Annotated in this window: 12 protein-coding genes; 1 reads left to right on the plus strand and 11 read right to left on the minus strand. The window is 43.0% G+C overall.

The features are described 5' to 3' along the window. Window positions 1-1,451 precede the first annotated feature (1,451 nt). The 7 genes from HMPREF0849_RS06145 to budA all read right to left on the minus strand — a co-directional run bounded on the left by HMPREF0849_RS06145 (window position 1,452) and on the right by budA (window position 7,904). Window positions 1,452-2,522 (minus strand): ABC transporter substrate-binding protein, encoded by a 1,071-nt coding sequence (locus tag HMPREF0849_RS06145; protein ID WP_000737947.1) that lies wholly within the window; start codon window positions 2,520-2,522, stop codon window positions 1,452-1,454. Continuing rightward, window positions 2,519-3,292, minus strand: coding sequence for an ABC transporter permease (locus HMPREF0849_RS06150; RefSeq protein ID WP_000712716.1), 774 nt, complete (start codon window positions 3,290-3,292; stop codon window positions 2,519-2,521). Before HMPREF0849_RS06150 ends, HMPREF0849_RS06145 begins: the two co-directional genes overlap by 4 nt. Further along, the gene (locus HMPREF0849_RS06155; protein ID WP_000754115.1) at window positions 3,289-4,095 is read right to left on the minus strand and encodes an ABC transporter permease; all 807 of its coding nucleotides are present in this window, start codon (window positions 4,093-4,095) and stop codon (window positions 3,289-3,291) included. Before HMPREF0849_RS06155 ends, HMPREF0849_RS06150 begins: the two co-directional genes overlap by 4 nt. Then, window positions 4,076-5,233, minus strand: coding sequence for an ABC transporter ATP-binding protein (locus tag HMPREF0849_RS06160; protein ID WP_000742904.1), 1,158 nt, complete (start codon window positions 5,231-5,233; stop codon window positions 4,076-4,078). Before HMPREF0849_RS06160 ends, HMPREF0849_RS06155 begins: the two co-directional genes overlap by 20 nt. A 160-nt stretch (window positions 5,234-5,393) precedes the next feature. Then, the gene (gene murB, locus HMPREF0849_RS06165) at window positions 5,394-6,299 is read right to left on the minus strand and encodes a UDP-N-acetylmuramate dehydrogenase (protein WP_000111590.1); all 906 of its coding nucleotides are present in this window, start codon (window positions 6,297-6,299) and stop codon (window positions 5,394-5,396) included. A gap of 111 nt (window positions 6,300-6,410) precedes the next feature. After that, window positions 6,411-7,163 (minus strand): YhfC family intramembrane metalloprotease, encoded by a 753-nt coding sequence (locus HMPREF0849_RS06170; RefSeq protein ID WP_000215875.1) that lies wholly within the window; start codon window positions 7,161-7,163, stop codon window positions 6,411-6,413. 9 nt (window positions 7,164-7,172) lie between these two features. Then, on the minus strand, window positions 7,173-7,904 hold the full coding sequence (gene budA / locus HMPREF0849_RS06175; RefSeq protein WP_000375405.1) for an acetolactate decarboxylase: 732 nt from the start codon (window positions 7,902-7,904) through the stop codon (window positions 7,173-7,175). Between the two features lie 145 nt (window positions 7,905-8,049). On the opposite strand from budA, the gene HMPREF0849_RS06180 reads away from it, so the two are divergent. Continuing rightward, the gene (locus HMPREF0849_RS06180; RefSeq protein ID WP_000712266.1) at window positions 8,050-9,321 is read left to right on the plus strand and encodes an aminotransferase-like domain-containing protein; all 1,272 of its coding nucleotides are present in this window, start codon (window positions 8,050-8,052) and stop codon (window positions 9,319-9,321) included. Window positions 9,322-9,340: 19 nt separating this feature from the next. On the opposite strand, the gene HMPREF0849_RS06185 is transcribed toward HMPREF0849_RS06180, so the two are convergent. From HMPREF0849_RS06185 to pstB (HMPREF0849_RS06200), 4 genes are all read right to left on the minus strand, one after another. Then, the gene (locus HMPREF0849_RS06185) at window positions 9,341-10,156 is read right to left on the minus strand and encodes an ABC transporter substrate-binding protein (RefSeq protein ID WP_009013643.1); all 816 of its coding nucleotides are present in this window, start codon (window positions 10,154-10,156) and stop codon (window positions 9,341-9,343) included. 157 nt (window positions 10,157-10,313) lie between these two features. Beyond that, window positions 10,314-10,967: a phosphate signaling complex protein PhoU gene (phoU, locus tag HMPREF0849_RS06190; RefSeq protein ID WP_000946470.1), complete on the minus strand. Its 654-nt coding sequence runs from the start codon at window positions 10,965-10,967 to the stop codon at window positions 10,314-10,316. Window positions 10,968-10,978: 11 nt separating this feature from the next. Next, window positions 10,979-11,737: a phosphate ABC transporter ATP-binding protein PstB gene (pstB, locus tag HMPREF0849_RS06195; RefSeq protein ID WP_001287329.1), complete on the minus strand. Its 759-nt coding sequence runs from the start codon at window positions 11,735-11,737 to the stop codon at window positions 10,979-10,981. A 12-nt stretch (window positions 11,738-11,749) separates the two neighbouring features. Further along, window positions 11,750-12,553: a phosphate ABC transporter ATP-binding protein PstB gene (gene pstB, locus HMPREF0849_RS06200; protein ID WP_000049851.1), complete on the minus strand. Its 804-nt coding sequence runs from the start codon at window positions 12,551-12,553 to the stop codon at window positions 11,750-11,752. Window position 12,554 lies beyond the last annotated feature (1 nt).

A 12,554-nucleotide genomic window follows, 5' to 3' on the forward strand; every position in this document is an offset into this window, starting at 1 on the left:
GTTCTTATACACAAGATGATCAACGTACGATCATGAACTTTATTCAGTTTCCGGCCCTCCCGAGGTAGATAGGTATCTATACTCAATTCAGACGGTGCTATCGTACCTATCTTGCTACCGTTTCCGGCCCCTCGCGAGGTAGATAGGTATCTATACAAGCAAAAGAAAGCAACTAAAGCCGTGTACCTTGTCCCAATTCCGGCCCCTCCCGAGGTAGATAGGTGTCTATACACTGTTATACCGTAAGGACTTTGGACTTTATTATTCGTGACTACTTGTTTACGGCCCCTCGCGAGGTAGATAGGGAGCTATAACCCGCTTAGATGATGATTATCCATTCAAGGGTATTTCTGGGTTTCCGGCCCCTCTCGAGGTTGATAGGGAGCTATACGTGCGTGACGGACAAGAAAATCAAATTGGCGAATAGTTTCCGGCCCCTCTCGAGGTAGATAGGGAGCTATACTTTATCTTTACAAATATTCTTCCCGATTATGAAGAGATTGAGTTTCCGGCCCCTCGCGAGGTAGATAGGTAGCTATACCCGTATGTATTTGACCGAAGAATCTCAGCTATCACTGTTTCCGGCCCCTCGCGAGGTAGATAGGTAGCTATACCATCTTGCTCACAGTGCATGATGACAAAAAAGTTTCTTGAGTTTCCGGCCCCTCTCGAGGTAGATAGGTGTCTATACGAGGATTTGGGATGATTCCAAAATTTAGAGCGTGGTCTCCGGCCCCTCGCGAGGTAGTTAGGTATCTATACAAAAACATCTTCATTACATTGATGTCACTGCTGGTGGGGTGTTTCCGGCCCCTCTCGAGGGAGATAGGGGGCTATACGAATGACCGATTGAACAAGAACTTTGAGCGCTACCTGTTTCCGGCCCCTCTCGAGGTGAATAGGTTGTTTAAGTGAAGTGAAACGATTCATAGCTATCTGGATTCTGCTGTTTCCGTCCCCTACCGAGGTGCGTAGGGTGTTCTTTATGGTTTAGATGTAAGTTGGTATGCGGAACCTGAATTGTTTTCGGCCCCTCGCGAGGTAGATAGGTACCTATACGTAAGCGGTACTGGTTCGACGAAGATGGTTACATGGCGTTGTTTCCGGCCCCTCTCGAGGTAGATAGGTAGCTAGACAAGGAATTGGGTAACACAAACATGTCCAAATTGGAACGAGTTTCCGGCCCCTCGCGAGGTAGATAGGTAGCTATACCCCATATCTTGTATGTAACCCTATAACAAGCAATAGATATAACCTATTTAAAACTACTACTAGTATATCATACTTTGTAAGAGTTTTCATTTCTGAATACCAAATAAATCACATATTTTTTTCCTCCTAAATGAATAAAGGATACTATTTTATCATTAAAATTGCTTTTGTCAAGCCCAAATATAAATTTTTTAAAACAAAAAACGAACTAGATTGACTAATTCGTTTTTTATATACTCCTACTTCCGATACATTTTAAACTGGAGGAAGAGGTCGCTGTATTTTCCTGTCCATTTATGGTCAAATTTCTCATAAACTTCTAGGTGTTTCATGGTATCAGCGTCTGGATAGAAGGATTTGTCCTCACGAGTCTCCTCTGGGAGCATTTCCTTGGCTGGTAGGTTAGGTGTTGAGTAGCCCACATACTCCGCATTTTTCAGAGCATTTTCGGGTTTCAACATAAAGTTGATAAAGGCATAGGCTGCATCTCGGTTTTTCACGGTTTTGGGAATGACCATATTGTCAAACCAGAGGTTGCTGGCCTCTGTCGGAACGACATATTTGAGGTTAGGATTTTTCTCCAACATCTGGCTGGCTTCTCCTGAGAAGGTCACACCAATAGCAGCATTGTTCTGGATCATGTAACCCTTCATCTCGTCCGCCACAATGGCCTTGATATTTGGAGTCAGTTTGTAGAGCTTATCCACTGTCTCTTCCAGCTGCTGAGGATCCTTGGAGTTGAGACTGTAACCGAGTGAGTTAAGCCCGAGTCCCAGCACCTCACGCGCCCCATCAAAGAGCATGATGGAATCCTTGTATTCTGGTTTCCAGAGGTCATCCCAATGCTCAGGCGCCTCATCTATCATGGTTTCATTGTAAACAATTCCCAAGGTTCCCCAGAAGTATGGGATGGAGAATTTGTTGCCCGGGTCAAATGACTGGTTGAGGAACTCAGGTCCGATATTTTCGATTCCTTCAATTTTTGAATAATCGAGAGGAACCAATAGGTCTTCGTCCTTCATCTTATTGATCATGTATTCACTCGGGATAGCAATGTCGTAGGTCGTTCCACCCTGCTTAATCTTAGTATACATGGCTTCGTTGGAGTCAAAGGTCTCGTACTGGACTTGGATTCCTGTTTCTTCTGTGAATTTCTCCAAGAGTTCTGGATCGATATAGTCCCCCCAGTTGTAGATAACCAGTTTTTGACTATCTCGGCTGTTGATTTTACTATCTATATGAGTCGCAATTCCCCACAAGACAAGGATAATCGCTACAATTCCTGCTAAAAATGAATAGAGTTTTTTCATGCTTGCTCCTCCTTCTCACGTGAGATAAAGTAATAGCCAACAACTAGGATAATACTAAAGAGAAAGACAAGGGCAGACAGGGCATTGATTTCTAGCGAAATCCCTTTACGAGCACGAGAGTAAATCTCGACTGACAGGGTTGAAAAGCCATTTCCCGTCACAAAGAAGGTCACGGCAAAGTCATCCAGCGAATAGGTGAAGGCCATGAAATAACCCGCAATGATTGACGGCGTCAGATAAGGGAGCATAATTTCCTTGAACATTTGGAACTGACTAGCACCAAGGTCATAAGCCGCGTGAATCATATCATCATTCATCTCCTTGAGACGAGGCAAGACCATCAAGACCACGATTGGGATGGAGAAGGCCACGTGACTAGATAGAACTGTCAAAAAGCCAAGTGAAAACTTAAGCTGGGTAAAGAGAATCAAGAAGCTAGCACCAATCATAACGTCAGGCGCAACCATGAGGATATTATTGAGTGATAAAAAGGCTTCTTGGTATTTCTTACGAGACTGGTAGATGTAAATGGCACCGAAAGTCCCGATAATGGTCGCTATCAAGGCTGATAGAAAGGCCAAGAAAAAGGTTTGGGTGAGGATCAACATGAGACGGCCATCACCAAACATGGTTTTAAAATGGCTCAAGCTAAAACCAGTAAAGCTGTTCATATCATCGCCAGCATTAAAGGCATAGCCAATCAAGTAAAAGATTGGCAAATATAGGATGATGAAGACAAAGGCTAGGTAGAGATTAGCAAATTTTTTCATCGTTCTCTCCTTTCCTTGGTCACCCACATGGTGAGAAACATGGTCAGGATGAGGATCACACCGATGGTAGAACCCATTCCATAGTTGTCATTTGTAAGGAAGTTCTGCTCAATAGCCGTTCCCAGTGTGATAACGCGGTTCCCACCAATCAAACGTGTCAACATGAAGAGACTCAAACTTGGGATAAAGACAGACTGAACCCCACTTCTCACCCCGTTCATAGACAGAGGGAAGATGACATGACGGAAGGTTTCCCACTTGGTAGCACCGAGGTCATAGCTGGCATTGATGAGATTGTTATCCATATCATCCAAAACATTGAAGATCGGCAAAATCATAAAGGGAAGCTCGATGTAGCTTGCGACAAAGATAAAGGAGAAATCAGTAAAGAGCAACTGTTGCGAACCGATTCCGATAAATTCCAAGAATTGGTTAATAGAGCCATTTTGACCAAAAATTCCGATAAAGGCATAGGCCTTAAGGAGTAGGTTGATCCAAGTCGGCAGGATAATCAGCATGAGCCAGAGTTGACGGTGCTTGAGACGGGTCAAAAAGAGGGCTGTTGGATAGCTGATAAGAAGTGTCACTAGAGTCACAATCCCCGCATAAAGCACAGAGTTGAAGCTCATTTTGAGATAGGTCAAGTTTTGTGACGCAAAGTAAGATTTGTAGTTTTCTAAACTAAACTGCCCTTCGATGTTGAAAAAGGATTGACCGAAAATCAAGACCAAGGGTGCGAGAACAAAGAGGGCAATCCAAAGCATGTAGGGCACTACAAAGAGTTTAGAGGTTGTTTTCTTCATCTCTTTCCTCCTCGATCGCGTTAATCAGACCTGCTTCTTGCTCTTCGATTTCTACATATTCTTCGATACGAGCATCGAACTCTTCTTCTGTTTCATTGAGGCGCATGATGTGGATGTCTTCTGGTTCAAAGTCCAGACCGATTTCCTCACCAACGATGGCCTTACGAGTCGAGTGGATCATCCATTCATTTCCAAGTTCGTCATAGGCGATAATCTCGTAGTGAACCCCACGGAAGAGCTGGGTATCAACCTTAACTTGGAGCTTGCCTTCTTCAGGAAGGGTAATGCGCAAGTCCTCTGGACGAATGACAATCTCGACAGGCTCATTTGGCTTCATCCCCCCATCGACCGCTTCAAAGCGTTTGCCGTTAAACTCGACCAAGTAGTCCTCAATCATGGTTCCTGGCAAGATGTTGGACTCACCAATAAAGGTGGCAACAAAATGGTTAATCGGCTCATCATAGATGTCCACAGGTGTTCCAGACTGGACAATCTCGCCATCATTCATAACGAAAATCCAGTCACTCATAGCAAGGGCTTCTTCCTGATCGTGAGTGACAAAGACAAAGGTAATCCCCAATCGTTGCTGCAGTTCACGCAGTTCATACTGCATGTCTGTTCGCAATTTCAAGTCCAGCGCTGACAAGGGCTCATCCAACAAGACCACACGAGGTTGGTTGATAATGGCACGGGCAATAGCCACACGCTGGCGTTGTCCTCCAGAAAGTTTACGGATAGAACGTTTCTCATAACCTTCCAACTGAACCATCTTGAGAACTTCCGCAACTCGCTGCTCGATTTCTTTCTTGTCGACTTTACGCAAGCGGAGTGGAAAGGCAACATTTTCAAACACATTCATATGTGGAAATAAGGCATAGGATTGGAAGACCGTATGGACATCTCGCTTGTTGGTTGGGATGTCGTTAATCCGTACCCCATCCAGTAAAATATCCCCTGTCGTCGCATCCAGTAAACCTGCAATGATGTTTAGAATGGTTGATTTTCCTGAACCAGATGCGCCTAAAAGAGTGTAGAATTTCCCTTCTTCCAACTCAAAGTTAATGTCTTTGAGAACCTTGGTGTTGCTGTCTTCAAAAACTTTAGAGACGTTTTTGAATTCAATAATTGGTTTTTTCAATTGTCATAAATTCCTTCTTTTTCATAAATTAACAGATCAGGGCTCTGTCAGGCCGCTACCACCTCGTGTAGGAGATTGAACTGCCTACATACATCTTCACTCACGATAGGCTTTCACCCCCTTTACAATGGTTATAGCAGCAATTTTTCAACCCCCAACCTTATTCCTTCTCGCCCAAGATTCGGACTTCTCTTTCAAGAGTGACACCTGAGTGTTCCTTGACTTTTTCAATAACAGATTGGATCAAGTCTTCATAGTCTTTGGCCGTTCCGTCAGCAACATTGATCATAAAACCGGCATGCTTTTCAGATACTTCCACACCACCGATTCGATAGCCCTTCAGGCCAGCTTCTGAAATCAGCTGTCCTGCAAAATGCCCAACTGGACGCTTAAAGACTGACCCACATGATGGGTATTCTAGAGGTTGTTTGAGTTCACGTAGGTGCGTCAAGCGGTCCATTTCTTGCTTGATAACCTGATGATTCCCTGGAGCTAGGGCAAATTTAGCTGACAAAACAACAGCCCCAGAATCCTGAATAGCTGAATGGCGGTAACCAAAAGCCAAGTCCTTGGCAGATAAGGTCTCGATTTCCCCTTCCTTGGTCAAAATTTGACAAGACTGCAAGATATGAGCAATCTCTCCTCCATAGGCACCCGCATTCATAAAGACAGCTCCACCGATGCTTCCAGGAATCCCACAAGCAAACTCAAAACCAGTCAAACTATGACGGAGAGCAATACGTGTCGTTTCGATCAAGTTGGCTCCTGCTTCTGCTTCGATGGTATAGCCATCAACCGAAACGTTATTGAGCTTATCGCACAAGATGACAAAACCACGGATTCCACCTTCACGAACAATGATATTGCTGGCATTTCCTAGCACCATCCAAGGAATATTCTCTTGATTGGCAAATTGAACAACACGCGCCATCTCATAGCGATTGCGCGGTAAAACTAGGTAATCTGCTCGACCTCCAACCTTGGTATAGGTATAGGTCTTCAAAGGTTCCTTAAAACGAATATCGATTCCTTCTAGGATTTCAAGCATTTTTTCTTTTACTGACATGTCACTCTTCCTTTTTCAAAATTCATTCCATTATACCATTTTTAGAGACATTTGACGACCATAAAAAGAGCTTGTTTTATCATTACATAAAAAAAGAGGTCACCCCTCTTTTTATGATTTTTTCCAAAATGTAAATTTTGTCAGCCAGATAAAGGCTAGAAGTTCTGCGAGAAGAATAAACTCAACTAAAAGCGGATTTGCAATCCATCCTACCTGAGATAAGGCTGGAGCCAAGTCAAACAAGGCATGCAAACCATAGGCAGCAAGGAGGTAGATCCATTTCTTTTGACGGACACTTTGATAGACCCAGATGGAAAGACCAATTTGTAGAATCAGAGCAAGCACACGTTCAACTCCTAGTAAATAAACCTGCCATACAGAAAGAGACTGAACCGTTTCGAGCGTAGATTTTGGAAGAAGATTGGCTACATCAGTATTTGAAGACTGGATGAGTGAAAAGAGAATCAAAAGACTGATCAAGCTTCCCATTCCGAGATAGAGCATCTCCAAGCCCCCATGTCCCAAACCATAGGCCAAAGCATCTCGATCTTCTAGCTTTCTCTTTTTCTCCAACCATTTAAAAAAGATAAGACGAGCCGTCTCTTCAAAGAGGGCTGCCATAGCGATCCCATAAAGGACGTATAAGAAAGGCTGCTCCTGCATAAGCGGAATGGTTCCATCTTTTTGCGGATGGAGTATCAGAAGGTGAACCATCTTCTCTAACACTTGAGAAGAAACAAAAAATGCGATTGCCCCCAAGCCCATCACTGCAAGAGAGATTTTAAACCGTTTTTTGGCATACCAAGTCCCACTTACTAGAATGAGAACCAAAGCGATCATGGTAAGGATAATATGTACTGTCATCTTTTTCTCCTATTCTGACTTATCAATATCTTTCTTCATCTCGTCAACGTTAAATTTGGCAAATAAATACTGGCGATCTTGGACTGGAAAACGTTGGTCCAACTGGTCGACTGCCCCAACCTCAATCATTCCTTCTTTGATAACAAAGTCCATCACATGCCCACCAAAGGTCAAATCATCTGAGATAAAATGCAAATGGTAGCCTGCAACACTCACCCCATGGAAAATCTCCGGTGTCCAAAATCCAACAATGGTTCCCGATACATTTTCACGGCTATATTCAGGTTGGTGTGTCGCGACATCAGCAAACTTGGTATCAGGTGTGGATTTAGGAATCATACGTACGTGCATTTGTGAAAATTCGCCATGAATCTTGATGGAACGAAAAAGATTTTCCCCATCATAGTAGGACTCAATCCGCTTTTCTAATTCCTTATCAGTCATCTCAAAGCGCTGACGGAAAATCACTTCTGCCTGATGAGGAACCACTGCTGCATAGGGAATAAGGGCATCCGCTGCCACTTCAACGATTTCAGGCGTTTGACCAGACCCCTTGGCTTGATAAGCCTTGCCATCAAGGACGATCAATTCCCCGTCAATCGAATCCAAAGTCCCCAAACCAAGGTCACCATGTTCCAGCAATTCTCCTACTGTCATGGTTCCACCATAGAGACCTGCCATTAGGGCACCTAGAGTATTGTATTGAAATAATTTTACCGGTTCCTGCACTTTTCTATCCATTCTCTTTCTTATCTTCTTTTCAATGAATCATCATACTTTCTAAGTATACCACATTTGCTCCTAGTTGTGAAAGGGAGAAATGCTTTTCCCATTGCAAAGGAGTCAAAAAAAAGGTACAATGTAACAAAATCAACGGAGGTCTGGAATGAAGAAAGAAAGTAAATACCAAGCAGTCGTTTCCTTTCTCAAAAAAGGTATCGAATCAGGAAAATTTCCAACAGGTAGCCGGCTTCCCTCTATCCGTCAACTGAGCCAAGACTTCCACTGTAGCAAGGACACTATCCAACGAGCCCTGCTGGAATTACGCCATGAACAATACCTCTATGCCAAACCCCAAAGTGGCTACTATGTTCTAGAACAAGGCCAGCATCAGGACTTGGAAATCGAAGTCACTGACGAACATGCCAGTGCCTATGACGACTTCCGACTCTGCGTCAACGAAACCCTGATAGGCCGAGAAAACTACCTCTTCAACTACTATGACAACCAAGAAGGCCTTGAGGAACTGAGACAATCTGTCCATCAACTCCTCTTTGACCAAGCCCTCTACTGTAAACCCGACCAACTGGTTCTAACTTCTGGCACCCAGCAAGCTCTCTTTATCCTTTCTCAGATTAACTTTCCGAGCAAGGGAGCTGAGATTTTGGTCGAACAGCCGACCTACCACCGGATGAATCGTCTCTTGGTCGCTCAAGGATTAGCCTACCAGACCATTGAACGCCGAATTGATGGCATCAACCTTGAAGAACTGGAAAAACAGTTCAAATCTGGGAAAATCAAGTTTTTCTATACCATTCCTCGCTTCCACTATCCCCTAGGTCATTCCTATTCTGATCAGGAAAAAAAGGCTATTCTGGATCTAGCAAACCAGTATGGTGTTTACATCGTAGAGGATGACTATTTAGGGGACCTAGATCCTAGGAAGGGCCAAACCTTCCACTATCTGGATACTGAGGATCGGGTCATTTATATCAAGTCCTTCTCAACTAGTCTCTTTCCAGCCCTTCGTATTACCGCTCTCATTCTCCCAAATGCCCTAAAAGAGGCCTTTGTTTCCTATAAAAATATCCTAGACTATGACAGCAATCTCATCATGCAAAAGGCTCTTTCTCTTTACATCGATAGCCAGTTATTTGAAAAAAATCGACTGGCCAGACTGACCCTTCAAGAGAACTATCAGGCTCAGATAAAGAAAGTGCTTGAAGAAAACACCTGTCCCTTGCCCCACTATCCTCTACACGATGGTCTTTTACTTGATTTGAGACACTATCCTAAAATTGCCAGTCTGAAACACAGCTCACTCAAATTAGACTTTTTTGAGAAGGCTTATTTGGACGCCTGTCCTTATCAGTTCGCCAAAGTCACTCTCGAAAATCTAGAAGAGCTATTACAATACATAAAAGCAGAATTGGATTAAAGTCCAACTCTGCTTTTTCTTATTGTTCAACTTCTGTTAGTTTCGCTGCTTTTTCAAGATAAGTTTGATAGGTTCCGTCATCTTTCAGTTTTTGGATAACCTTATCTACTACCGCTTTCAAGTCTGATTGATCCTTCTTGATAGCAACGGCATTGGCTTCGCCATCTTTTATTGTCAAGTTAACAGATGCAACGACAAGGTCTGAGTTTTTACCTGCGTAGCTAAGAGCAACTGGTTCATCCATATGAACAGCATCCACTTTTCCAGCCTGCAACTCATTGACTGCTTCACCCATATTGGTCAAGGATGTCAACTGGGCATTTGGTAATTGTTCCTTGACCATGGTTTCTGGAACAGTTCCCTTTTGAGCTGCAATATTGGCACTTGCGAAGCTTGAAAGATCCTTGTATTTGTCTAAATCGGCTTTTCTAACCAAGAAACTCATCTTGTTTTCATAGTAAGGGATTGAAAAGTCAAAGACTTCCTTTCTTTCATCTGTGGCACTAATTCCTGCAATAGCCAAGTCAGCCTTTCCAGTTTGAAGGCTGGTCAAGACATTGTCAAAACTCATACTTGAGATTTCAAGTTTAACCCCAAGCTCGTCCGCAATCGCTTGAGCCATATCAATATCTGCACCAACCACTTGATTTTTACCATCTACCAAGGCTTGGAATTCAAACGGTGCATAGTCTGGGCTGGTCGCAACAACTAGCTTTCCCTTTTGTTTAATAGCGTCCACAGCAGACTGAGAACTATCCGTTCCTGACTGGCAAGCTACTAGAACCACACTGGCAAGCATACTACACACAACTAATATCCATTTCTTAAATTTCATAAATAAACGACCTTTCTGTTAATTCTGAATAATTATAACTCTTTTAAAAATAGTTGTCAACCCTTTTAGAGATTTTGATTGTAAAACAATTCTTTTCATAAAAAAGAAGACTGATTTATTCTAATCAGCCTTTTCTTCTGTATATTTAAACCGTTTCTTATAGTTCGACAATCTTACCTGTTTCAAAGTAAACAACCCATTCACAGATATTTTTTGCGTAGTCTCCGATACGTTCCAAGAAAGAAATGACCTGGAAGTAATCGCGTCCTGTAACAATGGCTTCAGGATTTTTCTTGATTTCTTCTGTAGCCAATTCACGGATGCTATCAAAGTAATGGTTGATTTTTTCGTCCATAGCTGCTACTTCGTAGGCTTGATCCACAGAACCGTTGAGATAGAGATCTAGAGCTGCTTCGACGAAGTTTTTCACGTCGCGTCCCATCTTTTTGATTTCTTCTTCAACAGAAGGGATACGTTGCTCCCCCTTCATACGAATGGTCGCCTCAGCGATAGACACTGCATGATCTCCCATGCGTTCCACGTCTGACACTGCCTTGAGAACAGTCAAGACGGTACGAAGATCTTGCGAAACAGGTTGTTGAAGGGCAATCATTTCAAATGATTTCTTTTCCAACTTCACTTCATATTCATTTACTTCTGCATCGTCTTCGATGACTTCTTTTGCCAAATCACGGTCATGCGTAACAAAGGCACGCACTGTACGATTGATCTGCGAGAGCACTTCTTGTCCCATAGCATAGAACTGGTTGTGCAATTTCTCCAAATCTTCTTCAAATTGAGATCGTAACATCATTCAACTCCTTATCCAAATTTTCCTGTAATATAATCTTCTGTTTCCTTGTTTTGTGGGTCTAGGAACATCTTCTTCGTATCGTTAAACTCGATCAAATCCCCATCTAGGAAAAATCCTGTTTTATCAGAGATACGAGAGGCTTGTTGCATCGAACGCGTTACCAAGAGCATGGTGTATTTATCTTTCAGACCATACAAGGTTTCCTCAATCTTACCTGCAGAAATAGGATCCAAAGCTGAAGTTGGTTCATCTAAGAGGATAATTTTAGGACTGGTTGCTAAGACACGAGCAACACAAACACGTTGTTGTTGTCCACCTGAGAGACCAATGGCCGAATCATGCAAACGATCCTTTACTTCATCCCAGATAGAAGCACGTTGCAAGGCCTTTTCTACTGCTTCATCAAGAACTTGCTTGTCCTTAACACCATTGATACGTAGCCCATAGACAACATTTTCGTAGATAGACATAGGGAAGGGATTGGGCTGTTGAAAGACCATACCGATTTCCTTACGCAATTCAACTGTATCAGTACGGGGACTGTAGATATTGTGACCATTATAGACCACTGATCCAGTTGTTGTCACCTCAGGATTTAGATCGCCCATGCGGTTGATGGCTTTGAGTAGGGTAGACTTTCCTGATCCAGAAGGACCAATCAAGGCTGTTATTTCCTTAGGTTGGAAAGAAAGGGAAACACTATTCAAGGCCTTCTTTTTATTGTAATAAACGGACAGGTCTGAGACCTGTAAAATCGCTTCTGACATACCGTTTCCTTTCTAACCAAAGTGTCCCGTTACATAGTCATTGGTTGACTGTAACTTAGCATTTTGGAAAATATTGGATGTCTTATCGTACTCAATCAAATCACCCAGGTAGAAAAATCCTGTGTAGTCACTTGCACGCGCAGCCTGTTGCATACTGTGGGTAACGATGATGATGGTAAAGTCCTTCTTTAATTCCAACATGGTTTCTTCCAGCTGGGCTGTCGCAATCGGATCCAAGGCTGACGCCGGTTCATCCATCAAGAGGATATCTGGCTTAACAGAGATGGCGCGAGCGATACAAAGACGTTGTTGCTGACCTCCAGAAAGCATCAAGGCTGATTTGTGTAGGTCATCTTTGACCTGATCCCAAAGGGCAGCCTGTCTTAGAGAGGTTTCTACAATTTCATCAAGTACTTTCTTGTCCTTAACACCTGCACGTTCATGAGCAAAAGTGATGTTGCGGTAAATAGACTTGGCAAATGGATTTGGACGTTGAAAGACCATTCCGATATGCTTGCGCATCTCATAGACATTGATTTCTGGACGGTTGACATCAATCCCTCGGTAGAGGATTTGACCTGTGACCTTGGCAATATCAATGGTATCATTCATCCGATTGAGACTGCGAAGATAAGTAGATTTCCCTGATCCAGAAGGACCAATCAAGGCTGTTATTTTATTTTTTTCAAATTGCATATCGATGCCCTTGATGGATTCATTTTTACCATAGTAAACATGTAAATCCTTGGTAGAGAGGGCCACTTTTTCTTCAGGGAAGGTGATGATATGCTTTTCATCCCAGTTATATTTTGACATG

The organism is Streptococcus sp. C300, assembly GCF_000187645.1.
Classification (GTDB): Bacteria; Bacillota; Bacilli; order Lactobacillales; family Streptococcaceae; genus Streptococcus; species Streptococcus oralis_CQ.